Raw genomic sequence first — 25343 nt, 5'->3', positions numbered from 1 at the left:
ACATTTCCAAAAATGGAGGGACTGCCATGACCATAAGCCTCACCCGGCGGCTTCTGCTTGCCGCCGCGCCCCTGTTGCTTGCGGTTTCGACACCGGCTGCCGCACAGGAATGGCCGTTCACCAGTGGCGATTTCTGGGATGTCGGAATGATCGATGTCAAGGATGGGGGCGACTTCCAATATGCCCAGCATTTGGCGACAAAGTGGAAAGACAGCCAGGAATTTGCCAAATCGAAAGGCTGGATCAAGGATTACATGATCCTCTACAACTATAATCCGCGCGAAGGGGAACCGGACATCTATCTGATCAGCGTGATGGACAGGTTGCCGACTGGTCCCGACAGCGACGCCCGCGCCAAGCAATTCGAAGCATGGTCGAAAGCCAGCGCCAAGATGTTGAGCGAGGAAAGCGGCAATCGCGCGCAATATCGCACGCTGATGGGCAGCATGTTGTTGCAGCAGGCCAAGATCAAATAAGCCGGTGGGGGCGTCCTGTCATCGGACGCCCCTTGCCGATTTGACTCCTCCCCCCTCCTCCCCGACAAGCGTCGCCCGGCGGATCCGCTGTTATCCGACTGCAGTTTCAGGTCAGGCGATGAACGACACGATCAAACTCCACGAAAGCTGGAAACAGCCGCTCGCGCCCGAATTTGCCAGCCCGCGCATGCAGGCGCTGAAGGCGTTCCTGATCGACGAGAAAGCGAACGGGAAACGCATCTTTCCCAAGGGCAACGAATATTTCCGGGCACTCGATCTGACCCCGCTGGATCGCGTGCGCGTCGTCATCCTGGGGCAAGACCCCTATCATGGCGAAGGGCAGGCGCACGGCCTGTGCTTCAGCGTGAAGCCCGGCGTGCGCCCGCCGCCCTCGCTGGTGAATATCTACAAGGAACTGGAAAGCGACCTCGGTATCGCGCGGCCGGGCCACGGATTCCTCGAACATTGGGCGCAACAGGGCGTATTGTTGCTCAACAGCGTATTGACCGTCGAAATGGCGCAGGCCGCTTCGCACCAGCGCAAGGGCTGGGAAGAATTTACCGACGCGATCATCCGCCTCGTCAACGATCGCGCGGAGCCGACCGTGTTCCTGCTGTGGGGCGCTTATGCCCAGCGCAAGGCCGCGTTCGTCGACGCCGGCCGCCATCTCATCCTGAAGGCCGCGCACCCGTCGCCCTTATCCGCGCATAACGGCTTTTTCGGCTGCCGCCATTTCTCGCAAACCAATGCATTCCTCGTCGAACGCGGGCTCGATCCGATCGATTGGACGTTACCGGCCACGGTGTAACACCATATTAACACACCAGCCATTTCCACCGTCCGGGATTCGGGTTATGCCCATGTCCTGGCAACCGTGTGGGGACCGGTCATGGGTCTGTTCGATTTCCTGTCCAAGCAACTGATCGACGTCATCGACTGGGTGGAAGAACCCGGCGAACTGGCCGAACGCGTGCCGATGGCCGATCGCGAAATCCAGAACGGCGCGCAGTTGACTGTGCGCGAAGGCCAGATCGCCGCCTTCTTCAACGAAGGCCAGATCGCCGACATGTTCGGCCCCGGCCTCTACACGCTCGAAACCTCGACGCTGCCGGTGCTCACCGCGCTGCGTAATTGGGACAAAGGGTTCAAATCGCCCTTCAAGTCCGACGTGGTGTTCTATTCGCAAAAGGAACAGATCAACCTCAAATGGGGGACGGCGCAGCCCGTCACGATCCGCGACAAGGAATTGGGGCCGATCCGCCTGCGCGCGTTCGGCAGCTATTCGTTCAAGGTCGATAAGGTCGCCGCCTTCACCTCGACGCTGGTCGGCACGCTCGAACGGGTGACGGTAACGGACATCGAATCGCAGCTTCGCGCCGCGATCGCCACCGCACTCGCCACCGGGCTTGGCGGCGGCAGCGTTGCCTTCCTCGATCTCGCCGCCAACCAGACGGCCCTGTCGCAGGCGTTGAAGGATGCGGTGAACCCGGCCTTTGCGCAATGGGGCCTCGCCCTCCAGTCCTTCTTCGTCGAAAGCCTGTCGCTACCCGATGAGGTGCAAAAGCATCTCGACAAGGCCAGTTCGATGCGGGTGCTGGGCGATCTGGATCGTTACGCCAAATTCCAGGCGGCCGAGGCGATCGAGGCGGCGGCGGCCAACCCCGGCGGCCTCGCCGGCCTTGGCGCGGGGGCTGGCGCCGGCATGGCGATCGGGCAGGCGATGCTCGGCGGGCTGGCACAGGGCGGCGGCGGATCGGCGGCCCCTACCCCGGCGGAAGATCCGTTCGCGCTGCTCGAAAAGCTCCACAAGCTGCTCACCATCGGCGCGATCAGCCAGGAGGAATTTGACGCGAAGAAGGCGGAACTGCTGGGCCGCATCCGCTAACCGGCGATGCTGATCACCAACTGCCCCAATTGCGGCGCGGAAGTCACCTTCCGGTCGCCCGCTCTGCCGATCAAGGTGTGCGATTACTGCCATACGGCGGTGATGCGCATCGAAGATGGCGTGCGCGACATGGGCAAGATCGCGGTGCTCCCCTACGATATCAGCCCGGTTCAGATCGGCACGCGGGGCCAGGTGGACGGCCAGAATTTCGATATTATCGGCCGGGTACGCTGGGGCTGGGGCGATGGATTCTGGAACGAATGGCTGATGCTGTTCGCCGATGGCGCGCATGGCTGGCTCGGCGAAGCGATGGGCGATTTCATGTACTTACGCGAACAGGATGTCGCGAAGTTGCGATCGAAACTGCTGCGCGGCCTTGTCGCCGGCGGCACGGCCTCCCCCGGCGATGAAGGGCAGGAACAGGGCGTCGTCTACAAGGTCGTCGATCAGCGCCAGGCTACCTGCGTCGGCAGCGAGGGCGAACTGCCCTTTACCGCACCGGCCAACTGGACGGTCTATAATGTCGATCTGCGTTCATCAGGCGGCGAATGCGCCAGCTTCCAGCGCGATGGCGATACATCCAGCGTCTATATCGGCCGCTATGTCACGCTGGCGGATGTGAAGGCCACCAATCTGCGCGCGATCGAAGGGTGGGCGATGCCCGCGTTCGCCTGACATGGCCGGCCCATGGGACCAGCCCGAACCGCAGCCCACGCCGGCGGCACCCCCGGCGCCACCGCCAGCCGCGCCCGGCAGCCCCGCGCCATCGACGCAAACGCTGTCCTGCCCCAGTTGCGGCGGCACGATCGCACTAAAGGCGGCAGGCTATACCGTCACCGTCGTCTGCCAATATTGCGGCAGCGTGCTGGACGTCGCCAATCCCGATGTCCGCATCATCCAGGAATATCATCAGGCCGCGGCAGACCTCGCCATCCCGCTGGGCACGCGCGGCACGATCGGCGGCATCGCGTGGGAAGCGATCGGCTATCTGCGCAAATCCGAAGATGGCTATCCGTGGGAGGAATATCTCCTCTTCAACCCCTATCATGGCTATCGCTGGCTGATCACCGACGGGCGCGGATGGAGCTTCGGGACGATGCTCACCCGCCTGCCGGCATCGCAGGTCGGCCAAGGGCTGCAACTCGGCGGGCAATCCTATCGCCACTTCGCCGATGGCCGTGCTCAGGTCGATTATGTGCTGGGCGAATTTTACTGGCGGGTGCGCGCGGGCGATAGCGTGCGCACCGCCGATTATGTCCGTCCCGGCTGGATGCTGTCGTGGGAGGGCACGCAGGCAGAGGATAGCTGGACGCTGTCCGAACTGCTCAAACCCGGCGATATCAAGCGCGAATTTGGCGCGGGGCTATCGGTCGGCCTGCTGTCCGATGCCCCGCCGATGCCGCACCAGCCATCGCCTTATGCCGGGATGCTGCGCCCCGCGCTCACCTTTTCGGCGATCGCCATCATCGCCTTGTTCGTGCTCGCAATCCTGTTCGGCGGCAGCGAACGCACGCTCAGCGAAACCGTGACGATCGCACCCGATCAACCCGGCCGGTCGGTTACGCTCGGGCCGCTCGTCCTCACCCGGAAATGGCAGGCGGTCACGATCGACGCACAGGCCCCCGCGCTCGATAATGCCTGGGTCGATCTGGATTATTCGCTGGTCAACCGCGCGACGCAGGAAAGCTTCGACGCTTATGGCCTGGCCGAACGCTATTCGGGCCGCGACAGCGATGGCAGCTGGACCGAAGGATCGCGCACCGCCGCGACCAAGCTCGCCATGCTGCCCGCCGGAACCTACGATCTGCTGGTCGATGCCGAAGCGCATAACTGGACCGGGCAGATGCGCGAAGTCGCGGTGCAGGTCACCGTCGGCCGGGGCGCGACGTTCTGGGGCAACCTCATCCTTGCCATGCTGCTGATCCTGTTTCCGGTCGGCCTGATGCTGTGGCGGCATTTCAAATTCGAACAGGCGCGGCTGGCCGAAAGCGACAGCGGTGGATAAGCCGATGGCGGATCGCATCGTCGGAACAGGGGGGCTGACATGATGGGCTGGCGGCTTTTCCTGTATGGCGCGTGGTGCCTCGGCATCGTCGGCAGTTTTCTGGCGGCGTCGGCCGTCGGCTATTCCCCCTTTGCGGACGGCGGGCGCTCGGCGCTGCGCGCGGCCGCCTACGGCCCCACCCACAAATAGGAGGCGAACCATGCTCACCAGCCTGCCCGTGCTGCTCAACAGCGTGATCTATGCCGGCATCGGCATCGTCACATTCGTGATCGGCTTCTTCATTCTCGATCTGCTCACCCCCGGCAAATTGTGGGAAGAAATCAACGACAAGCAGAACCGCGCCGTCGCCACCTTCGCCGGGCTGGTGGCGCTGGGCCTGTCGATCATCATCGCCGCTGCAATCCACGGATGACGGCTGCGCCCTTTCGTGACTGAACCGTCCGCATCACCCCGCGCCCGCCCGTCCGCCACCGTCGTCGCGCTGATCGCGTCGGCATTCGTCGTGGCCACCTGCGGGCTGGTGTACGAATTGCTCGCCGGCACCCTCGCCAGCTACCTGCTGGGCGACAGCGTCACCCAATTTTCCACCGTGATCGGCGCCTATCTGTTCGCGATGGGCATTGGCAGCTGGTGTTCGCGCTACGTGACCCGCGATGAACTGCGCCTGTTCGTCCGTGTCGAAATCCTGATCGCGCTGATCGGCGGCTGTTCGGCGGCGGCCTTGTTCATGCTGTTCCCGATGATCGATCATTTCCGCATCGCGCTTTATGGGCTGGTGCTGGTGATCGGTTTTCTCGTCGGCCTTGAAATCCCGCTGCTGCTGCGCATCCTGCGCACGGATTTCGAATTTCGCGATCTCGTCTCGACCGTGCTGACCTTCGATTATGTCGGCGCGCTGGCCGCATCCTTGCTGTTCCCGCTGATCCTGATGCCGCATCTCGGCATGATCCGCACTGGCTTCCTGTTCGGTTTCGCCAATGTCGGCGTGGCGCTCGCCTTGATGTGGCTGCTGCCCGCCCAAGCCCGGCTGGGGATGGAAAAAGCCGCCGGGATCGTCGTCGCCTTGCTGCTGGTCGCGGGCTTTGCCGGCGCGGAACGGTTGCAACGGCTGGCCGAAGTGGCGGCCTATGAAGAACCGGTGATCTACGCCGCCTCCACCCCGTTCCAGCGGATCGTGCTGACGCGTGGCGGCAATGATCTGCGGCTGTTCCTCAACGGCAACCTGCAATTTTCGTCGCGCGACGAATATCGCTATCACGAAGCGCTGGTGCATCCCGCTCTCGGCCGCGTCGTCCATCCGGCCAATGTGCTGATTCTGGGCGGCGGCGATGGCCTTGCCGCGCGCGAAGTGTTCCGCCACCCGAACGTCGAACGCGTCACCCTCGTCGATCTCGATCCCGAAATGACCCGGCTGTTCGCGCAAACCCCGATGCTCGCCCGGCTCAACAAGGGCGCGCTTTCCGATCCGCGTCTGCATGTCATCAACGCCGATGCGTTCCGCTGGGTGCGTGACGCGAAAGGCCGCTACGACGCGATCATCGTCGATTTCCCCGATCCCACCGATTTTTCGGTCGGCAAGCTCTACACCAAAACCTTCTATCAGCAGGTCCACCGCCTGCTCGCGCCCGATGGCATGATGGTCGTGCAATCCACCTCGCCGCTCGTCGCCCCCACCGCATTCTGGACGGTGGCGACCACGCTGGAAGCCGCCGGCTTCACCACCAAACCCTATCATGCCTATGTGCCCAGCTTCGGCGAATGGGGCTTCATCCTCGCCGCCCACCGTCCGATCGGCGATGATGCGCGCATCCCGCCCGGCGGCCGTTTTCTCACCGCCGTGGATGCGCCGCGCCTGTTCGATTTCCCGCCCGACATGGCCCGCCGGCCTGCAACCGTGAACCGGCTCGACAATCAGGCATTGGTCCGTGAATTCGCCGACGAATGGGGGTGCTATGAAGGGTGAGGGGCTCCCCAAACGCATCGTCACCCTGAACTTGTTTCAGGGCCCATCGTGCCACAGGGGGTGTCGGCGCGAGTGGAGAGATGGATGCTGAAACGCATTCAGCATGACGGTTGGATGGCCCATGCCTGATCGCCGCACCGTCATCGCCGGTCTTGCGGCTGGCGTCGCCGCCACCGGCGGCCTCGCCTGGGGTCTCCACGATCCCGCCACCCCCGGCACGCTTTCCGGGGCGGATATGGCGCGCGGCCACGCCTTACGCGACAATCGCTTCCCCGCCCCCACCATCACCGAACATACCGGCATCATCATCGCCGGCGGCGGCGTATCGGGCCTCGCCGCCGGCTGGGCGCTGGCGGAATCCGGCTTCGACGATTTCAGCCTGCTCGAACTGGAAGACCATACCGGCGGCAATGCCCGCTCCGGCCGCAGCGCCGTGTCCGCCTACCCCCTCGGCGCGCATTACCTGCCCGTCCCCAATCGCGAGGCGAAAGCCTTGCGGGCGATGCTGGCGAAACTCGGCATGATCGTCGGCGAGAAGGATGGCGCGCCCATCTATGATCCCTATCAGCTCTGCGCCGATCTTCAGGAAAGGCTATTCTATCAGGGTCGCTGGCAGGAAGGGCTGATCCCGCGGCGCGGGCTGGCCGATGCCGACCGCCGCGATCTCGACGCCTTCGCCGCCGCAATGGCCGCTTTCTCCGCGCGCACCGATGCCGATGGCCGCCCCGCCTTCGCCATCCCGATGGCCTATAGCGCGCGCGATGCCGATCTGCTGGCGCTCGACCGGATCGATTTCGCCAGTTGGATCAATCAGCAAGGCTGGCGATCGCCCGTCCTCCATGCCCATCTGCGCTATTGCATGCGCGACGATTATGGCTGCGAACCCGCCCATGTCTCCGCCTGGGCCGGGATCCATTATTTCGCCGGCCGGCGCGGCTGGGCGGCGGACGACAGCGGCGACAATGAACTCACCTGGCCCGAAGGCAATGGCCGGCTGGTCCACGCCATGGCCCGGCGTTTCGCCCCGCGCATCGCATCCGGCCGGATCGTCCACCGCATCGCCTGCGATGGTGACGGCGTGGTGGTCGACAGCTTCGATGTCGCGCGCAACGCCACCATCCGCACCCATGCCCGGGCCGCGATCGTCGCCGTCCCCCATTTCGTCGCCGCACGGATCGCACCGCAAGCAGCACCCGATGCCAAGGGCTTCGGCTACGCCCCGTGGGTCGTCGCCAATGTCACGGTCGATCGCCTGCCCGCCGGGCGCGGCGCGAAGCTGGCGTGGGATAATGTGTCGTGGACCAGCGAATCGCTTGGCTATGTCGTCGCCACCCATCAGGGGCCGGGCGCGCGCACGGCTGGCAGCGTGCTCACCTGGTATATGCCGCTGTCCCGCCTTGCCCCGGCCGATGCCCGCCGCCTGCTGGTCGATCGCCCGCTTGCCGAATGGCAGGCGATCGTGCGTGATGATCTGGTGGCGATGCACGCCGATCTGGGCGATGCGATCCGGTCGATCGACATCTGGCGCTGGGGCCATGCGATGATCCGCCCCATCCCCGGCTTTTTGTGGACTACCGCCCCGCGCGCCGCCGCTGCGGCCGCGCCGCCCTTCTTCCTGGCGCATAGTGACCTGTCCGGCCTGTCGCTGTTCGAAGAGGCGCATTATCGCGGCACCTTGGCCGCCGAAGGGGCGATGGCGCATCTCGGCCACGCCTTTACATCCATGCTATGACGGCGCCCATGTCTCCACCCCCGCCTTATGACGGCCGCCACCTGATCGCCGACCTTCACGGCTGTGCGCGGCTGGATGATGCCGCTTATATCGAACATGTCCTGCGCGATGCGGCCGATGCGGCGGGCGCCACCCTGCTCGACGTCCGGCTCCACGCCTTCGGGCCGGGACAAGGGGTGACCGGGGTCGCGCTGCTCGCCGAATCGCATATCTCGATCCACAGCTGGCCCGAGGCGGGATATGCCGCGATCGATTTCTTCCTGTGCGGCCGCGCCAATGATCTGGAAGCCGCGCTCGCCGTCGTCGTCGCCGGCCTCGATGCCCAGCGGATCGAACGGCAGACGATACGGCGGGGATACGGCGTCGGCGTTACCGCTTAATCGCGCACCAGCCGATCGCCAGTGATTCGCCGGTAAAAGCAGCTCGGCGCGCCGGTGTGGCAGGCGGGGCCGGCCGGTTCGGCGATGATCCAGATGGCGTCCTGATCGCAGTCCACCCGCATTTCGACCACCCTCAGCACATGGCCGCTGGTATCCCCCTTGCGCCACAATTGCTGGCGTGATCGCGACCAGAACACCGCGTCGCCGGTTTCGATCGTCTTCGCGATCGCCTCGGCATTCATATGCGCAACCATCAGCACGCCGCCCTTTCGGGCATCGGTGACGACGGCGGTGACAAGCCCGGCGGCATCGAATTTGGGGAGGAATTGACTGCCGGTTTCGCGATCCTGATCCATCATTTCGGCCTATCGCCCGTCCGCTTTTGGGGCAACCCGCAACATCCGCGTCACAAAGGGGCGACAAAGCCGATGCGCCTCCCTATATGGCCGGCATCCGATCACCCACGGGCGCAGGCGATGATCACCACAAATCCTTTCGACGACGACAAACTCCGCGAGGAGTGTGGCATTTTTGGCATCTGGGGGGCGGACACCGCCGCCGCGATGGTGGCTTTGGGCCTCCACGCGCTCCAGCATCGCGGGCAGGAGGCGGCCGGCATCGTCAGCTGGGATGGGCGCGCGTTCCATGCCCATCGCGCGATGGGCCATGTCGCCGGCAATTTCGACCGCGATGAAGTGATTCGCGGACTGCCCGGCAATGTCGCCTGCGGCCATGTCCGCTATTCGACGACCGGTGAAACCGCGCTGCGCAACGTGCAGCCACTGTTCGCCGAATTGTCGTCGGGCGGTTTTGCCGTCGCCCATAATGGCAATATTTCCAACGCGATGAAGCTGCGTCGCGAACTGGTTCGCCGGGGTTCGATCTTCCAGTCGACCAGCGATACCGAAACGATCATCCACCTCGTCGCGACGTCGACGTACCGGACGTTGCTCGATCGCTTCATCGATGCGCTGAAGCGCGTCGAAGGCGCCTACTCGCTGATCTGCATGACGCCGGAAGGCATGATCGCCTGCCGCGATCCGCTGGGCATCCGCCCGCTCGTCATGGGCCGTATCGGCGATGCGTATATCTTCGCTTCGGAAACCGTGGCGCTGGACGTGGTTGGCGCCACCTTCATCCGCCAGGTCGAACCCGGTGAAATCGTCATCGTGTCCGAACAGGGGATCAAGTCGCACCGGCCGTTCGCGCCCGTGTCGCCGCGTCCCTGCATCTTCGAACATGTTTATTTCTCCCGCCCCGATTCGATCGTCGACGGCACGTCGGTTTATGGCGTGCGCAAGCGGATCGGCGCGGAACTGGCGATCGAAAATCCGGTCGACGCGGATCTTGTCGTTCCCGTTCCCGATTCGGGCGTTCCGGCGGCGATCGGCTATGCCCAGCAATCGGGCATCCCGTTCGAACTGGGCATCATCCGCTCGCATTATGTCGGCCGCACCTTCATCCAGCCGGGTGATCAGGTCCGTCATCTGGGCGTAAAGCTGAAGCACAACGCCAACCGCGAACTGCTCGCCGGCAAGCGCATCGTGCTGATCGACGATTCGATCGTGCGCGGCACCACCAGCGTGAAGATCCTCCAGATGTTGCGCGATGCGGGGGCGGCGGAAGTGCATCTGCGCATCGCCAGCCCACCCACCCGGCACAGCTGCTTCTATGGCGTCGACACGCCCGAACGCGCAAAGCTCCTCGCCGCGCAGATGACGGTGGCGGAAATGGCCACCTATATCGGTGCTGACAGCCTTGCCTTCATTTCGGTCGACGGCCTGTACCGCGCATTGGGCGAAGACCTGCGCGAAGAAGGCAATCCGCAATATTGCGATGCGTGCTTCACCGGCGAATATCCGACCCACCTGACCGATCAGGATGAAGTCGCACCCGCCGATCAATTGTCGCTGCTTGCCGAACGGGTCGTTGCGTGACGGCTGGTTCGTTGGAAGGCAAGACCGCCCTCGTCACCGGCGCGTCGCGCGGCATTGGTGCCGCCACGGCAGAGGCGCTGGCAGCCGCCGGCGCGCACGTCATCCTGACCGCGCGCACGGCGGGCGGGCTGGAAGAAGTCGAAGGCCGGATCCATGCCGCCGGCGGCACCGCCACCATCGCCCCGCTCGATCTGACGGATAGCGACAGCATCACCCGGCTGGCCACGGCCGTGTCGGGCCGCTGGCCTGCGCTCGACATCCTCGTCCTCAATGCCGCGACCCTGGGCACACTCGGCCCGGTCCCCGCGATCGACGGCAAGGAATTTGGCAAGGTGCTGGCGCTCAATGTCATCGCCCAGCAGGCGATGCTCGCAGCATTCGATCCGATGCTGAAAGCCAGTTCGGGCGCACGGGTGATCGGCGTCACGTCCAGCGTCGGCCAGCGCGCGCGGGCTTATTGGGGTCCTTATGCGGCCTCCAAGGCGGCCATGGAATCGCTCCTGCTCACTTATGCCGACGAGGTTGAAAATCTCGGCGACATCCGTGTCGCCATCGTCGATCCGGGTGCGACCGCAACCAAGATGCGCGCCCGCGCCTTCCCCGGCGAGGATCCGAAGACGATCCAGCAGCCAGAAGCGGTGGCCGACGCGATCGTCGAACTGGTTCGCAAGGGTTATCCCACCGGCGCCCGGCAGCGGGTGGCCGCGATCCTGCCGACCAGCCACGCGGCGCTTTGATCGCTGGGGGGCGGCCATCGCGCCGCCCCTTTTTTGCGCTTCCGGGCCTAGCGGACGTTAAGCCCAAGCTCGCCCAACAGCTGCCCCGCTTGTTCGCGGGATATCGTCGCGCCACGAAACAGCGCCGCATCCATCAGCCGCAACCCGCCGATATCCGCGCCGCGCAGGTCCGCCCCTTCAAAGCGCGATCCGTGCATATTCGCGTCGCGCAGGCTGCACGCTTCAAACACCACGTCGCGGAAATCACATTTGCGGATATCCGCCTGGCTGAAATCCAGCCGCCGCAAGGTCAGCTTGCGGAACGAGTGCGATGGCAGCTTGGCGTTGATCAGCAGCGTTTCTTCGAACACCGCGTCCATGCACTTCGCATCGGTCAGGTCGGCGCCCGTCAGCTTGCAGCCGCGGAACACAGCCGCTGACAGCCCCGCGCGCCGGAACCCCGCATTGTTGAAATCGCTCGCGCTGAACACCGCTTCGCTCAGGTCCACGCCGACGAAATCGGCGAACGGCCCGCGGCAGCTGATCCACCTGGTCCCCTCCAGCCGCGCGCCGGTAAACTTGGTGCGGCGCATGTTGCAGCGCTCGAACGTCCAGCCGGTCAGGTTCAGGTCTGACAGGTCGGCCTCTTCCAGATCACAATCCACGATCTCGCTGGGCGATCCCGCTATGGAAAGTATCTCCACATCGGATCGCGACAGGGTTTTCGCGCGGATGGCGCGATCGGCGAACAGGTCTTCCATCATATCGTTCGGATAGCACCACCCACGGCTGCCCCCAATGGCCAGATGGCCGTTACAGCCCCGCCCGGAACGGCGTAAAATTGGTCGTTTCGTCGTAGATGTCCACGCCCTCGCGCCGTTTCAGGAACCCAACGACCAGATAGGTGACGGGGGTCAGCAGCACCTCCCAGCTCACCTTCAGCACCCATTGGGTGACGAGCACCTTGAACACCAGCGGGTGGGTCCACCCCTCTGCACCCCAGAAAGCCAGTGGATAGAATAGCAGGCTGTCGACCCCCTGCCCCACCACCGTCGATCCGATCGTGCGGGTCCAAAGGTGGCGGCCCTTGGTCCACACCTTCATGCGTGCAAGGACGTAGCTGTTGGCGAACTCCCCCGCCCAGAATGCCGTGATCGATGCGAACACGATGCGCGGCACCTGGCCGAACACCTGTTCATAGGCGGCCTGCCCACCCCAGGTTTCGGCCGGCGGCAGTTTCACCACCACCCACGACATGAACGCCATGAACAGCAAGGCGACCGTGCCCACCCAGATGCAGCGACGCGCACGGGCATAGCCATAGACTTCGGTCAGCACATCGCCCAGCACATAGCCAAGCGGGAAGAACAGGATGCCGGCACCGAACGGCCAGTCGCCAATCCCCGGCAGATCGACCACCGCAACCTTGCCCGCGCCCAGCACGTTCGACAGCAACATGATGGCGACGAAGCCCGCCATCATGAAATCGAAATAGCGCAGCGGCCGCGCGCCGAGCGCCCCCGCCTCGACCGTGATCGGCCGCCTTTGTTCCACCCCGTCCATGGGCAGCGAGACTATAGGGGGAGCGCCGGGATGCAAGCACCCAGAAACCAACTTCTTATTCGTCGCCCTGAACTTGTTTCAGGGTCCATCATGCAACAGGCGCCGTCAGCGGGCGTGGGGCGATGGCTTCTGAAACAAGTCCGGCATGGCGACGAAATGGGGGAGATCGTCTATTCGGAAACCTGCACCACCAGCTTCCCGATCGCGCCGCGCGAACCCATCTTGGCGATGGCGTCGCCGCCCTTGGCGAACGGATAGATGCCCGACACGACCGGGGTGATCTTGCCCTGCGCCCACAGGTCGAACAGCGTGGCGACATGCGCGCGGTTGGCCGCGACGTTGCGCGCCGCCCATGCGCCCCAGAACACGCCCGATATGCTGCAGCTCTTGAGCAACGTCAGATTGAGCGCGAGCTTGGGAATGCCCGCCGGGAAACCGACGACCAGATAGCGCCCCTCCCACGCGATCGAACGGAGCGCCGGTTCGGCATAATCCCCGCCGACCGGATCGTAGATCACATCCGCGCCATTGGGGCCGACCGCAGCCTTGAACGCCTCGGCCAGCGCCTTCGACTGATCCTTGTCGAATGGCGCGCGGCCATACAGGATCACCTCGTCCGCGCCCGCCTTGCGCGCCGCCTCTGCCTTTTCCTCGGTCGATACGGCCGCCACGACGCGCGCGCCGAATGCCTTGCCCAGTTCCACCGCGGCCAGGCCCACGCCGCCGGCAGCCCCCAGCACCAGCAATGTTTCGCCCGCCTTCAGTTGCCCGCGATCGACCAGCGCGTGGATCGTCGTCGCATAGGTCAGCAGCAAGGCCGACGCTTCGATGTAATCGCGCCCTTCCGGCAATTTATAGCATTTGGCCGCATCGACCGCGACCTGCTCGACCATGCCGCCATGGCCGGTCGTGGCGACCACGCGATCGCCGATCGCCCAACCTTCGACGCCTTCGCCCACCGCGGCAACCACACCCGAAACCTCGGCCCCCGGCGCGAACGGCCGCTGTGGCTTGAACTGATATTTATCCTCGATGATCAGCACGTCGGGATAGTTGATCGCGCACGCCTTCACCGCGATTACCAGTTGGCCGGGGCCAGCCACTGGATCGGCGATCTCCAGCAGTTCCAGCGTTTCAGGGCCGCCGGCAGCGGTGGACAAAAGGGCCTTCATGCGCGTCTCCCAGATTTTCTATATCTTTTGGTTCGGTCAGGCGGCGAGCCAAGGTCGCTCTGCTGCAATCCGCGTCTCATAAGCGGTGATCGCCACGTCGCGCGCCAGGGTCAGGCCGATTTCGTCCAGACCATGCATCAGGCAATCGCGACGGAACGGATCGATTTCGAACGCGAAGCGATCCTGGAATGGCGTCGTCACCGTCCGGCTTTCCAGATCCACCGTGATCGGATGGGTCTTCGCCACTTCCAGCAGGCGATCCACCGCCGCCTGCGGCAGCACCACCGTGACGATGCCGTTCTTGAACGCATTGCCCGAAAAAATGTCCGAAAAGCTCGGCGCGATCACCGCCTGCACGCCCATGTCGCCCAGTGCCCAGGCGGCATGTTCGCGGCTCGATCCGCAACCGAAATTGTCGCCCGCGATGATGATCGGGGCGCCGGCATATTCGGGATCGTCGAACACGTTGCCGGGTTCGGCGCGGATCGTTTCGAACGCGCCCCGGCCAAGCCCGGCGCGGGTGATCGTCTTCAGATAGTGTGCCGGGATGATGACGTCGGTGTCGACATTCTTGCGGCCGAGCGGAAACGCGCGGCCATCGACGGTGGTGATCGGTTCCATCAGTCTGCGGACTCCGGGAATGTAGGCAATTTGGCGACGTCCGCCGGTTCATGCGCGATGATCACGGTGGGCTTCAGCGCCTGGGCAATCGCGCCGAAACGCTGCTGGCTCGACAGCGTCTGCGCGCGATCCATGTTGAAGGTCGGCACCGCGTTCAGCGGCACCTGTTCCGCGACATGGTAAAGGTCGCCGCTGATCAGCACCGGCCCCTTGTTCTTCAGGCGGACGAGCAGGCCGTGGTGGCCCGGCGTGTGCCCCGGCAAGGTCAGCATGACGACGCTGCCGTCGCCATAAATATCCTTGTCCCCGTTCACCGCTTCCTTGGGCGCGTCGCCCTTCAGCCACGGATCGAAACGCTGCGGTTCCAGCAACGGATTTTTCGGGTTGGCGGACAGGATCGCCAGATCCTCCGCGCCCATCAGCAAGGTCGCCTTCGGAAAGCTGTCCGCCTGGCCGCTATGGTCATAATGCATGTGGCTGATCGCGACATGGCGCACCTGTTCGGACTTCACCCCGATCTGGCGCAATTGATCGACCACCGTCCGCGCAAGGCTGACCTTGACGCCGGGGATCGGTTCTTCCTCGCGGCCCGCCAGCTCCGCGCCGAAGCCCGTATCCCACAACAGATAATCGTCACCATGGCGGATCAGGTAGCAGCTAATCACGATGTCCTTGCGCTTGCCGTCGAGCGCAAAGCTGTCGGCGAACATGCCGAGGTCGCCGTTCTTCACCTTGCCGCAATCGAGCCGCCACAGCTTGACCACAGGATCGCTGGCGGACGCGGGCGCGGCGGCGGCGAGCATCAGCCCCGCCGCCATCGCCATCACCGCCTTCACGCGTCGCCCCCGATCAGGTCGCGCACGTCGGTCAGCCGCCCGGTCACCGCCGCTGCCGCCGCCATCGCCGGCGAAACGAGGTGGGTGCGCGCACCCGGCCCTTGCCGGCCGACAAAGTTGCGGTTGCTGGTCGATGCGCAGCGTTCGCCCGGCGGCACCTTGTCCGGGTTCATCGCCAGGCACATCGAACAGCCGGGTTCGCGCCACTCAAATCCCGCGTCGATGAAGATCCGGTCCAGCCCTTCGGCTTCGGCCTGCCGCTTGACGAGGCCGGACCCCGGCACGATCAGCGCCTGACGGATGTTCGGCGCCACATGCCGCCCCTTGGCGACAGCAGCGGCGGCGCGCAGATCTTCGATCCGGCTGTTGGTGCAGCTGCCGATGAAGATATTCTCCACCGGCACATCCTGCATCCGCGTGCCCGGCGTCAGCCCCATGTAGGCCAGCGACTTTCGCGCGGCTTCCTGCTTCGATGGATCGGCGAAGCTGTCGGGATCGGGCACGACGCCGGTGATCGGCACCACGTCTTCCGGGCTGGTGCCCCAGGTCAGGCTTGGCGCGATATCGGCCGCGTCGATCACCACCACCTTGTCGTAACGCGCGCCCGGATCGGTCGCCAGCGAACGCCACCAGGCGACCGCCTTGTCCCAATTCTCGCCGGTGGGGGCCATCGGCCGCCCTTTGAGATAGGCAAAGGTCGTATCGTCCGGGGCGACGAGGCCGGCGCGCGCGCCCCCCTCGATCGACATGTTCGAAACGGTCAGCCGCCCTTCGACGGACATGTCACGGAACACGCTGCCGGTATATTCGATGACATAGCCGGTGCCGCCGGCCGCCCCGATCTTGCCGATGATCGCCAGCACGACATCCTTGGGGCTGACGCCGAAGCCCAGCTTACCCTCGACCCGCACTTCCATCGTCTTCGACGGGCTGAGCAGCAGCGTCTGGGTGGCCAGCACATGCTCCACCTCCGACGTGCCGATACCGAACGCCAGCGCGCCCAGGCCGCCGTGGCACGACGTATGGCTGTCGCCGCACACGATCGTAGCACCCGGCAGCGAAAAGCCCTGCTCCGGCCCGACGACATGGACGATGCCCTGTTCGGGTGCGGTCGCGTCGATATAACGGATGCCGAAAGCCGGCGCGTTCGCCTCAAGCGCGGCCAGCTGCTGCGCCGATTCGACGTCGGCGATCGGGATGCGATGCCCCGCCACGTCCACGCGCGGCGTGGTCGGCAGATTATGATCCGGCACCGCCAGCGTCAGGTCCGGCCGGCGGACGGTGCGTCCGGCGGCGCGAAGCCCTTCAAAAGCCTGCGGGCTGGTAACTTCGTGGACCAGGTGGCGATCGATGAAGATCAGGCAGGTGCCGTCGTCACGCCGTTCAACGACGTGGGCATCCCAGATCTTCTCGTACAGGGTGCGGGGTGCGTTCATGATGCCACACGCTTTATGCCCTCCCCCCCGATTTTCAAGCGCCGGACGGGCCAGACATTGTTTCAGCGGCCTTGCTTTTCCTTCTTGTCGAGTTCCAGCCAGTCTTCGAACGGCCGTTTATAGAACATGTCGAACACTTCGTTCTGCACCCCCAGCGGCTTGCTGCTCTGCGAATTCCACAGCACCGCGACACCCGCCTTCAGCGCCGGATCAAAATAGATCAGCGATCGATAGCCCGAAACCGCGCCGCGATGGCCGACGATATGATGCCCGGCATATTTCATGTCGCGCCAGCCCATGGCGTAACGTTGCTCGGTCACGTCGCGATCATAGCGTGAGCGCGCATGGCGCCGCTCGACCGTCACCTGCGGGCGATGCGCCGTTTCGAGCACCGCGGGCGCAAGCACGCGCGGCTCGCCACCCATCTGCGCCTGCATCCACAGGCCAAGATCGAAGATGGACGAATTCATGCCGCCCGCCGCAGGCACCTGATAATAAGCATCCGCCACCTTCAGCGTGCGACGGCCCACATGCGGCTTGGCCCAGCTGGGCGACGCCTCAAGGCCGGCGCGCGTCAGGCTTGCGCTCGTCATGCCCAACGGCACCAGCAGTTTGCGGGCAACCATGTCGGCATAGGATCGCCTGGTCGCATTGGCGACGATCTCGCTTGCCGCGTCAAATGCGACATTCTGATAGGTGTGGCATGTCGCCGGCTTGCAATAGGCATCCAGCTTGCCCAGCATCGTGCGGATCTGGTGGGGATCGATCCCCTCCTCCAGCTTGTCGTCATACGCATTGTGGACGATGCCGGTGCGCTGGCCGAGCAGATCGGCGATGGTGACGATATTCTCGCCATTATTGGGCAGCTTCAGCGATGGCGCCCAGCGCGATACCGGATCGGCCAGCGACAACTTCCCTTCGCGCGCCAGTTCGGCCACCAGCGTGCCCGCCACCCCCTTGGACAGGGAAGCCCAGCGAAAGACGGTGCCGGTCGTCACCCGTTCATCGGTGCCCGCTTCGGTGACGCCATAACCCTTGATGAAACTGATCTGGCCGTTTTCGACCACCGCGACGGCCAGCCCCACCATATCGTTCGCCGCAACCAGCCGCGTCAGCCGCGCATCCAGCTTCTGATAATCCACCAGATGCGGCCCGGCGGTGGGCACGCCCGGCACGATCGCAGCACGGGCCGGCGCGATCGGGCGCGGCGCCTGTTCGGGCACCCAGCGTGTGCGGTCGAACGCCGTCAGCGCGAACACCGTCGCCGCAATCAATAATAATGTCGCCGCAATCGCCGCCCGCTTCCACGAACGCCTGGCGCGGGAAACACCCGAATCGGCCGGGCCGGGCCGGGTATCGTGAAGGATGTCCTGCCGGGGGTCGGCGTCAGCCACGGGCGAAATCGGGGCACGGATTTCCGTGGCGCTTGAAAGCATGGGCGGTCATGCCACCTTCCAATAGCGACGCGATTCCGCCAGTCAAACCCGGCCAAGCGCAGCTTTCACCCGCTTTACCGCGTGGTGAATGGCGCTACGCCGTTGACAGGGCGGAATGCTTGAAGTAGCAGCGCCACCTTCCTGCGCGGGGGTTTAGGCCGCAGCCTTTGCCTTGCGTGGACCAGCTTTTGAAGAAGTGATGAGGGCCATGTTCGCTATCGTGCGCACGGGCGGCAAGCAGTATCGCGTTGCCGCAGGAGACAAGATCGTTGTCGAGAAGATCGCGGGTGAAGCGGGCTCGACCGTGGAACTCAGCGATGTGCTGCTCGCTGGCGAAGGTGCTGAACTCAAGGACGTGAACGGCTTGGTCGTCACGGCTGAGGTTATCGCCCAGGCCAAGGGCGAGAAGGTGATCGTTTTCAAAAAGCGTCGCCGTCACAACTACCGCCGTCGTAACGGCCATCGCCAGCGCCACACGATCCTGAAGATCTTGTCGATCGGTGGCGAAGCCCCGAAGGCCAAGAAGGCGTCGAAGAAGGCCGAGGCGGAAGCGCCCGCGGCTGCCGAAGCCTGATCGCGTCACAGGAGTTATAGAAAATGGCACATAAGAAAGCAGGCGGCTCTTCGCGTAACGGTCGTGATTCGGCTGGTCGCCGCCTTGGCGTCAAGAAGTTCGGCGGCCAGGAAGTCGTCGGCGGCAACATTATCATCCGTCAGCGCGGCACCCGCGTCTATCCGGGCCGTAATGTCGGCATGGGCAAGGATCACACGCTGTTCGCGCTCGTCGAAGGCCGCGTGGCGTTCCACGAAGGCAAGCTCGGCCGCAAATATGTAAGCGTCGATGCTGTGGCGGCTGCCGCGGAATAACGGACGAACCGATTTTCGGGTCGTCCCAAGGGCGACCCGAAAGGTCCATTCGATGGGCCGTGAGGGAGACGGGTCGCACCGGCTCCCTTTTTATTGTCTCCCTCACCAATTGTCGTTGCCCTGTAACGCAATGCGGGCAGTGCGCGGCCATAAGGACGGGAGAGATTCTTGATGTTTGCCAGAACTGAACGGCTGCTGTTGCGGCCCGCGTGGGACGAAGACGTCCCGGCCCTGCATGCCGCGATCGGCGATGAGGGCGTTGTCCGCAATCTGGCGCGCGCGCCCTGGCCCTATCGGCTGGAAGATGCGCGCACCTTTGTCGGCCTGGCCCGTGATCCGGCATTGCCCGATTTCCTGGTTTTCGCCCGCACGCTGGGTGCGCCGCGCCTGATCGGCGGCGTCGGGCTGGCGCGCGAAGAATGCGGGTCGGTCGAACTGGGCTACTGGATCGCACGGCCTTATTGGGGGCTGGGCTTCGCCACCGAAGCGGCCAGCGCGGTCATCGGCATGGCGGATCAGTCGTTGCGGATCGACCAGCTGGTTTCATGCCACTTCCTCGACAATCCGGCGTCCGCCAACGTGCTGCGCAAGCTGGGCTTCAAGCCGACCGGTGACACGTTCATGCGGCGCAGTGTGGCGCGCGGCCGTGACGTCGCCTGCGCCGGCTTCGTCCGCCAGGCCGGCGCCGTCGGCGCGCCATCCAGGCCCGCGCTGGCAGCCTGAAATCGGGCATGGCGGCCTTCCTTCAGGAATGGCCGCTGCCACCATCAGGCCGCCAGCGCGGCCCCGGCCTGCCCCTGTTCCGGCTCTCGTTCCGCCGTTGCGATCAAGGCCCGGTCGTCATGCTTCCAGGGGTGAAAGCCCGGCAGGAAGAAGGCGATCCAGGCGGCGGCGATCTTGCGCATCATCCCCGGTTTCACGAATGCGAACCAGAAGGTGCGCGCCCACAGGCGTGGCCCCGCAAGCCCGTCCTGCCGCGCCAGTTCCAGCACGCCGCGCGTGCGATCGACCATGAAGTTGCGCGTGACGAGCAGCATCACCTTGGCCTTCACCTTCCATCGCTTGCAACGCGGCCAGTCTTTCGTCGCGTGAAGCCAGGTGTCGTACGCGACGCCCTTATGCTCGATTTCTTCCATCGCGTGCCAGCGCCACATTACCCGGGCAGATGCCTCCGCATTGGCCAGATGACGCGGATCGGCAAGCAGTTCGTGCGCCAGAATCGCGGTGAAATGTTCCAGCGCCATTGTCGCGGCCAGGCTGGCGATCGGCGCCTTTGATCGAACTAGGGCCAGGCGATCATCCACCCGTCGCTCCAGCGCCGACACGTCGTAGCCGGCATCCGTCACCCGCCGGTTGAACGCGACATGCTCGCGCGTGTGCATCACTTCCTGCCGGGTGAAGGCCGCGATCTCGCCGGCCAGTTGCGGCGATGCCCCGTCGCGGAACCGGCGCACGCTGTCGATGAAGAACCCCTCCCCCTTGGGAAAGGTGACGGACAGCGCATTGTAGAATGCGGTTGCAACCGGATCGCCGGCCAGCCACCAACGATCCAGCGCAAGGCCCCGGCCAAAGCGCCTGTCGCGGGGGTTAATGGTCAAATCCGTGGGGGTTTTGGGCATCGGTCCGCTCTCCGTGATGGATGCAGAATAGGCTTACTAACATTTATGTCAATAACACGGACACGACTGAGCGCCGAAGACAGCCGCCTCGCCGCATTGGAGGCCGCGCGTGCGATCCTGATCGAAGATGGCCCGCAGGGCGTAACGCTGAAGGCCGTCGCCGCGCGAATCGGTCGGACCCATGCCAATCTGCTGCATCATTTCGGTTCGGCTCTGGGGCTTCAGCAGGCGCTGGCAGCCAGCATGGCCGACCGGATTACGATGCAGATCGGGGCGACCGTGCTGAAGGCCCGCGCCGGTGAAAGCGATCCGCGCGAAATCGTCGACATGACGTTCGATGCCTTCGACAAGGAAGGTGCCGGCGCGCTGGTGTCATGGATGATCCTGTCGGGCGATCGCGCCGCCCTTGCCCCGATTCTGGAGGCGATTCACCGTCTGGTGGACGAACTAGGGCCGTTGGAAGGCAAACCGGTCCACGCCATCACCCTGTCACTGGTGCTGACGGCGCTGGGCGACGCGCTGATGGGCGAGGCAATGGCCGCTGCGCTCGGCCTGCCACGCGGCACCGCGCGCGAACTGGCGCTGGCCCAGATCAACGCCTTTCGAAACCCCGACGCGCAGAACACGAATGGCACGCATCGCACGGGGTGACGTTTTGCGCACATGCGCTATATGCGCGGCCATGCATTTCCTCGACCAAGCCAAGATCTATGTGCGTTCGGGCGGCGGCGGCCCCGGTGCCGTCAGCTTTCGGCGCGAAAAATTCATCGAATATGGCGGCCCCGACGGCGGCAATGGCGGCAAGGGCGGTGATATCATCATCGAATCCATCGCCGGCCTGAACACGCTGATCGATTTCCGCTACACCCAGCATTTCCGCGCGCCACGCGGCAAGGGCGGGGCGGGATCGAACCGCACCGGCGCCGGCGGCGAGGATCTGGTGATCAGGGTGCCGGTCGGTACGCAGGTCCTGTCCGAAGACAAGGAAACCGTGCTGCTCGATTTCACCGCGCCCGGCCAGCGCCATGTGTTCCTGCGCGGCGGCGATGGCGGGCGTGGCAATGCCAGCTACAAAACCTCCACCAACCGCGCGCCACGCCAGCACGGCACCGGCTGGCCCTATGAAGAAGCCTGGGTCTGGCTGCGGCTGAAGCTGCTGGCCGACGCCGGCCTCGTCGGCCTGCCCAACGCCGGCAAGTCGACCTTCATCAATGCCGTCACCAACGCCAACGCCAAGGTCGGCGATTATCCCTTCACCACGGTGCGCCCGCAGCTTGGTGTCGTCACGCGCCATGCCCGTGAATTCGTGATCGCCGATATTCCCGGCCTGATCGAAGGCGCAGCGGATGGCGCAGGGATCGGCGATCGCTTTCTCGGCCATATCGAACGCTGCCGGGTGCTGCTCCACCTGATCGACGCCAGCGGCGAAGACCCGATCGACGCCTATCATATCGTGCGCGAGGAACTGGACGCTTATGGCGCCGATCTCGTCGACAAGCCCGAAGTGCTGGCGCTCAACAAGATCGACGCGGTGGACGAAAAGACCGTGGCAAAACTTGCCAAGAAACTGGCCAAGGTCAGCGGCAAGGAAGTGATGCTGCTGTCGGGCGCCGGTGGCATCGGCCTCGATCCGGTGCTCGACCGGCTGGTCGATGCGATCGGCCCGGCCGAAACCGGCACCCAGCCACTACAGGATGGGGAAGAAGCCCCCGCATGGTCCCCCATCTGATCGCGCGCGCCGACCGGAGACACGCAGGATGACACCCGCCGATCGTTTCGCGCCGGCCGCCTGCCCGCGCATCGTCGTCAAGATCGGATCGGCCCTGCTGGTCGATCCGGCGGGCAAAGTGCGCCGCGAATGGCTGGCCGGGGTGGTTGCCGACATTGCCGATCGCATTGCGGCCGGCCAGCATGTCGCGGTCGTCTCGTCGGGCGCGATCGCACTTGGCGCACGGCGGCTGAAACTGCCCAAGGGCGGCCGCGCCAGCCTGGAAGATGCGCAGGCCGCTGCCGCCACCGGCCAGATCGCCCTGTCGCAATGCTGGGCCGAATTGCTGGCCGAACGCGGCCTTACCGCAGCGCAAATGCTCGTCACGCTCGACGATCTGGAAGATCGCCGCCGTTATCTCAACGCATCGGCCACGCTCGAACGCCTGATGTCGCTTGGCGTCGTCCCCGTCATCAACGAAAATGATTCGGTTGCGACCGAAGAAATCCGCTTCGGCGACAATGATCGGCTGGCAGCGCGGATCGGCCAGGCGGCGTCCGCGCGCGGCGTGATCCTGCTGTCGGATATCGACGGGCTTTACACCGCCAATCCGCAACGCGATCCGAACGCGGTGCTGGTGCCCGAGGTCAAGCGCCTCGATGCCCGAATCCGGGCGATGGCCGATGGCGGATCGGCATCGGGCATGGGTTCGGGCGGGATGATCTCCAAGCTGGAGGCCGCCCGCATCGCGATGAGCGCGGGGGCCAATCTCGCGATTATTTCGGGCAAGATCGACCACCCCTTGTCGGCCTTCACCGCCACCGGCCATGGCACCGTGTTCGTCGCCGAAAAGGGCGCATCCGCGCGCAAGGCCTGGCTTGCCGGGCGGTTGACGGCAAAGGGCGTGATCCATGTCGATGCGGGGGCTGCCCACGCGCTGGGCAGCGGCCGCAGCCTGCTTGCCGCTGGCGCCACCGCGGTCGAAGGGCGGTTCGCCCGCGGCGATGTCGTCGATATCCTCGGTCCCGATGCGACCCCTGTTGCGCGCGGCCTTGCCGAATATGACGCATTGGACGCCGGCCTGATCGTTGGCCGCCGGTCGGACGCGCTGGAAGCACTGCTCGGTTATGCGCCGCGCGCTGCACTCGTCCATCGCGATCATATGGTTTTGCTTTGATGCCCATCGCGATCACCGGCGGTACCGGCTTTGTCGGCCGCCATGTGTTGCGGATTGCGGGCGAACGCGGCCAGCCTACCCGCGCGCTCGCCCGTAGCGCCCAATCGCCGGAACCCGGCGTCACCTGGGTCCCCGGCGCACTCGACGATGCCGCCGCCCTCGCGCAAACATGCGACGGCGTCCGCGCGGTGATCCACATCGCCGGCGTCATCAACGCGCCCGATCGCGCAGGGTTCGCCGCCGGCAACATCGCCGGCACCGAAGCGATGATCGCGGCCGCGCGCAATGCCGGCATCCGCCGCTTCATCCACGTTTCGTCGCTTTCGGCACGCGAACCGGGGCTGTCCGATTATGGCTGGTCCAAGGCCGAATCCGAACGGGTCGTCGCCGCATCCGGCCTCGACTGGACGATCATTCGCCCGCCCGCCGTTTACGGTCCCGGCGATCGCGAAATGCTCGAACTGTTCCGCCTCGCGGCCAAAGGCGTGGTCACCCTTCCCCCCGCCGGCCGCCTCTCGTTGATCGAAGCAACCGATCTTGCGCGCCTGCTGCTCGATCTGGTCGATGCGCCGGATGCCATCGGCCAATGCTACGAACCCGATGACGGCATCACACAGGGCTGGGATCACCGCGCCTTCGCGCTCGCGCTGGGCGACGCGGTGGGCCGCCGCGTTCGCCCGCTATCGATCCCCGCGCCGATCCTGCGCTTCGCGGCGAAGGCGGATGGACTGATCCGGGGCAAGCGCGCGAAACTCACCGCCGATCGGGTGCGCTATTTCTGCCATCCCGATTGGGTGGTCAGCGCCACCGCCCGCCCGCCCGCCGCGATCTGGCAACCGCAGGTCGAAACCCGCGCCGGATTGAAGGCGACCGCGCAAAGCTATCGCGCGGCAGGCTGGCTGTAACCGCCTTCAGGCGAAATACTGCCACAGGAACGCAATGAAACTGGCCGTCAATCCTGCCAGGAACACGCGATAGGCATAGCCGAGGAAGCGATATTTCTTGCGCTCCAGCACCCGCCCGTTCTGATAAATATCGTGGGCGACGGTGCGAAAAATATCCTCGTCATTGTAGAGTTTCTCGGTCAGCCGCTCGACATATTCGCTTTCGTCGAGCTGGGTGAACGATCCGAAGAACAGCAGGTTCACCCCTTCGGTCTTGCGCGTATGTGTCGCCGGCAGGATCGCCAGTACGGCCAGCACCGCCGAGAAAAAAGCGAACGCACCAAGGATCAGCAGCGGCAAAGGCGCGCCAGATCCCTTGGCCTGCCCGATCGTGATGGTGAAGATCACGAAGGTCGCACCCATCAGGATCGACGCTTTCTGATCGGCCATCTGGCTTAGCTGGACGTGAATCTGCTGGCAGGTGCGCACGAGGTGAATGCCGTTCACCGATGGCACGCGTTTTCGCTCGTCGCTCATCGTTTTTGCCCCCAAAGCCGTCCAGACATTTACATGACCGCCGGTCCTTGCCAAGCAGCCGCCGCTTTCCCGCCGCAATCGCTTGGCAAGCGGCCATCCACGGATTTAAGGACGCACCCATGAGCAATCGCGACGAAACCTTCGCCAAGGTGGCCGACGCCATCGAACCCTTCAACAAGAAGGGCATCAGCCTGACCGAGGCGACCAGTTTCGCCGGCGATCTGGAATGGGACAGCCTGACGGTGATGGACTTCGTCGCCGCCGTCGAGGATGAGTTCGACATCATCATCACCATGAACATGCAGGCCGAAATCGAAACAGTCGGCCAGCTTGTCGATGCGGTGGAAAAGCTGCGCGGATAATCCACCGTCCGGCCGGACGCGTTTCAGCCCC

The 25343-nt window shown here is 64.8% G+C and carries 30 protein-coding genes; 20 read left to right on the top strand and 10 right to left on the bottom strand.

Translation table 11 applies throughout. The features are described from left to right. Positions 1–26 precede the first annotated feature (26 nt). From KC8_RS18120 to speD, 10 genes are all read left to right on the top strand, one after another. Complete coding sequence (locus KC8_RS18120) at positions 27–476, top strand: hypothetical protein (RefSeq protein WP_010126761.1); 450 nt, start codon at positions 27–29, stop codon at positions 474–476. A gap of 118 nt (positions 477–594) precedes the next feature. Continuing rightward, positions 595–1284: a uracil-DNA glycosylase gene (ung, locus tag KC8_RS18115; protein WP_010126760.1), complete on the top strand. Its 690-nt coding sequence runs from the start codon at positions 595–597 to the stop codon at positions 1282–1284. A gap of 81 nt (positions 1285–1365) precedes the next feature. After that, complete coding sequence (locus KC8_RS18110; protein ID WP_010126758.1) at positions 1366–2361, top strand: SPFH domain-containing protein; 996 nt, start codon at positions 1366–1368, stop codon at positions 2359–2361. A gap of 6 nt (positions 2362–2367) precedes the next feature. Beyond that, entirely contained in the window at positions 2368–3036 is a 669-nt protein-coding gene (locus tag KC8_RS18105) for a DUF4178 domain-containing protein (protein ID WP_010126757.1), read from the top strand. A gap of 1 nt (position 3037) precedes the next feature. Further along, positions 3038–4366 (top strand): DUF4178 domain-containing protein, encoded by a 1329-nt coding sequence (locus KC8_RS18100; RefSeq protein WP_010126756.1) that lies wholly within the window; start codon positions 3038–3040, stop codon positions 4364–4366. A gap of 39 nt (positions 4367–4405) precedes the next feature. Next, positions 4406–4555, top strand: a complete 150-nt coding sequence (locus KC8_RS20000; protein WP_157663938.1) for a hypothetical protein — start codon at positions 4406–4408, stop codon at positions 4553–4555. A gap of 10 nt (positions 4556–4565) precedes the next feature. Next, positions 4566–4778, top strand: a complete 213-nt coding sequence (locus KC8_RS18095; protein ID WP_010126755.1) for a DUF350 domain-containing protein — start codon at positions 4566–4568, stop codon at positions 4776–4778. A 15-nt stretch (positions 4779–4793) separates the two neighbouring features. Then, positions 4794–6329: a polyamine aminopropyltransferase gene (locus tag KC8_RS18090; RefSeq protein WP_010126754.1), complete on the top strand. Its 1536-nt coding sequence runs from the start codon at positions 4794–4796 to the stop codon at positions 6327–6329. Between the two features lie 121 nt (positions 6330–6450). Continuing rightward, complete coding sequence (locus KC8_RS18085) at positions 6451–8061, top strand: FAD-dependent oxidoreductase (RefSeq protein WP_192807710.1); 1611 nt, start codon at positions 6451–6453, stop codon at positions 8059–8061. Between the two features lie 8 nt (positions 8062–8069). Next, positions 8070–8441, top strand: coding sequence for an adenosylmethionine decarboxylase (gene speD, locus KC8_RS18080; RefSeq protein WP_029624702.1), 372 nt, complete (start codon positions 8070–8072; stop codon positions 8439–8441). On the opposite strand, the gene hisI is transcribed toward speD, so the two are convergent. Further along, entirely contained in the window at positions 8438–8797 is a 360-nt protein-coding gene (hisI, locus tag KC8_RS18075; protein WP_029624701.1) for a phosphoribosyl-AMP cyclohydrolase, read from the bottom strand. The genes speD and hisI overlap by 4 nt on opposite strands. A 120-nt stretch (positions 8798–8917) precedes the next feature. On the opposite strand from hisI, the gene purF reads away from it, so the two are divergent. After that, on the top strand, positions 8918–10378 hold the full coding sequence (gene purF / locus KC8_RS18070; protein WP_010126749.1) for an amidophosphoribosyltransferase: 1461 nt from the start codon (positions 8918–8920) through the stop codon (positions 10376–10378). Beyond that, complete coding sequence (locus tag KC8_RS18065; protein ID WP_010126748.1) at positions 10375–11115, top strand: SDR family NAD(P)-dependent oxidoreductase; 741 nt, start codon at positions 10375–10377, stop codon at positions 11113–11115. Before purF ends, KC8_RS18065 begins: the two co-directional genes overlap by 4 nt. Before the next feature lie 47 nt (positions 11116–11162). Here KC8_RS18065 and KC8_RS18060 read toward each other — a convergent pair whose 3' ends face one another. From KC8_RS18060 to KC8_RS18030, 7 genes are all read right to left on the bottom strand, one after another. After that, complete coding sequence (locus KC8_RS18060; protein WP_029624700.1) at positions 11163–11855, bottom strand: pentapeptide repeat-containing protein; 693 nt, start codon at positions 11853–11855, stop codon at positions 11163–11165. A gap of 52 nt (positions 11856–11907) precedes the next feature. Next, entirely contained in the window at positions 11908–12657 is a 750-nt protein-coding gene (locus KC8_RS18055; protein WP_010126746.1) for a queuosine precursor transporter, read from the bottom strand. 170 nt (positions 12658–12827) lie between these two features. Continuing rightward, on the bottom strand, positions 12828–13829 hold the full coding sequence (locus KC8_RS18050) for an NADPH:quinone oxidoreductase family protein (RefSeq protein WP_010126745.1): 1002 nt from the start codon (positions 13827–13829) through the stop codon (positions 12828–12830). Between the two features lie 36 nt (positions 13830–13865). Next, positions 13866–14450, bottom strand: coding sequence for a 3-isopropylmalate dehydratase small subunit (gene leuD, locus KC8_RS18045; RefSeq protein ID WP_010126743.1), 585 nt, complete (start codon positions 14448–14450; stop codon positions 13866–13868). Next, entirely contained in the window at positions 14450–15286 is an 837-nt protein-coding gene (locus KC8_RS18040; RefSeq protein WP_010126742.1) for an N-acyl homoserine lactonase family protein, read from the bottom strand. Before KC8_RS18040 ends, leuD begins: the two co-directional genes overlap by 1 nt. Then, positions 15283–16722, bottom strand: a complete 1440-nt coding sequence (gene leuC / locus KC8_RS18035; protein WP_010126741.1) for a 3-isopropylmalate dehydratase large subunit — start codon at positions 16720–16722, stop codon at positions 15283–15285. Before leuC ends, KC8_RS18040 begins: the two co-directional genes overlap by 4 nt. A 62-nt stretch (positions 16723–16784) precedes the next feature. Then, positions 16785–18116, bottom strand: a complete 1332-nt coding sequence (locus tag KC8_RS18030; protein WP_037496682.1) for a serine hydrolase domain-containing protein — start codon at positions 18114–18116, stop codon at positions 16785–16787. A gap of 250 nt (positions 18117–18366) precedes the next feature. Here KC8_RS18030 and rplU point away from each other — a divergent pair, with 250 nt between their 5' ends. The 3 genes from rplU to KC8_RS18015 all read left to right on the top strand — a co-directional run bounded on the left by rplU (position 18367) and on the right by KC8_RS18015 (position 19748). Continuing rightward, the gene (gene rplU, locus KC8_RS18025; RefSeq protein WP_010126739.1) at positions 18367–18732 is read left to right on the top strand and encodes a 50S ribosomal protein L21; all 366 of its coding nucleotides are present in this window, start codon (positions 18367–18369) and stop codon (positions 18730–18732) included. 23 nt (positions 18733–18755) lie between these two features. Further along, on the top strand, positions 18756–19025 hold the full coding sequence (gene rpmA, locus KC8_RS18020) for a 50S ribosomal protein L27 (protein WP_010126738.1): 270 nt from the start codon (positions 18756–18758) through the stop codon (positions 19023–19025). A gap of 171 nt (positions 19026–19196) precedes the next feature. Continuing rightward, the gene (locus KC8_RS18015) at positions 19197–19748 is read left to right on the top strand and encodes a GNAT family N-acetyltransferase (protein WP_010126737.1); all 552 of its coding nucleotides are present in this window, start codon (positions 19197–19199) and stop codon (positions 19746–19748) included. A gap of 44 nt (positions 19749–19792) precedes the next feature. Here KC8_RS18015 and KC8_RS18010 read toward each other — a convergent pair whose 3' ends face one another. Then, on the bottom strand, positions 19793–20644 hold the full coding sequence (locus KC8_RS18010) for a metal-dependent hydrolase (RefSeq protein ID WP_010126736.1): 852 nt from the start codon (positions 20642–20644) through the stop codon (positions 19793–19795). Positions 20645–20689: 45 nt separating this feature from the next. On the opposite strand from KC8_RS18010, the gene KC8_RS18005 reads away from it, so the two are divergent. Genes KC8_RS18005 through KC8_RS17990 form a run of 4 tightly spaced genes read left to right on the top strand, consistent with a single transcriptional unit; the run spans position 20690 to position 24434 of the window. After that, on the top strand, positions 20690–21295 hold the full coding sequence (locus tag KC8_RS18005) for a TetR family transcriptional regulator (protein WP_029624698.1): 606 nt from the start codon (positions 20690–20692) through the stop codon (positions 21293–21295). A gap of 31 nt (positions 21296–21326) precedes the next feature. Next, positions 21327–22373 carry a GTPase ObgE gene (obgE, locus tag KC8_RS18000; protein ID WP_010126734.1) on the top strand — a complete coding sequence of 349 codons (1047 nt, stop codon included), beginning with the start codon at positions 21327–21329 and terminating at the stop codon, positions 22371–22373. Positions 22374–22401: 28 nt separating this feature from the next. After that, entirely contained in the window at positions 22402–23529 is a 1128-nt protein-coding gene (gene proB / locus KC8_RS17995; RefSeq protein WP_010126733.1) for a glutamate 5-kinase, read from the top strand. After that, on the top strand, positions 23529–24434 hold the full coding sequence (locus tag KC8_RS17990) for an SDR family oxidoreductase (protein ID WP_010126732.1): 906 nt from the start codon (positions 23529–23531) through the stop codon (positions 24432–24434). The genes proB and KC8_RS17990 overlap by 1 nt, the downstream gene beginning before the upstream one ends. Positions 24435–24440: 6 nt before the next feature. Here KC8_RS17990 and KC8_RS17985 read toward each other — a convergent pair whose 3' ends face one another. Then, a complete protein-coding gene (locus tag KC8_RS17985; protein ID WP_029624697.1) occupies positions 24441–24950 on the bottom strand; it encodes a Pycsar system effector family protein in 510 nt (169 codons plus the stop codon). A 119-nt stretch (positions 24951–25069) separates the two neighbouring features. Here KC8_RS17985 and KC8_RS17980 point away from each other — a divergent pair, with 119 nt between their 5' ends. Continuing rightward, on the top strand, positions 25070–25312 hold the full coding sequence (locus KC8_RS17980; protein WP_010126729.1) for an acyl carrier protein: 243 nt from the start codon (positions 25070–25072) through the stop codon (positions 25310–25312). Positions 25313–25343: the final 31 nt, after the last annotated feature.

Source organism: Sphingomonas sp. KC8 (genome assembly GCF_002151445.1).
In the GTDB taxonomy this organism is placed as follows: domain Bacteria; phylum Pseudomonadota; class Alphaproteobacteria; order Sphingomonadales; family Sphingomonadaceae; genus Sphingomonas_E.
The sequence above is the reverse complement of the archived record's forward strand: the minus strand, read 5'-3'. Positions and strand labels throughout refer to the sequence as shown.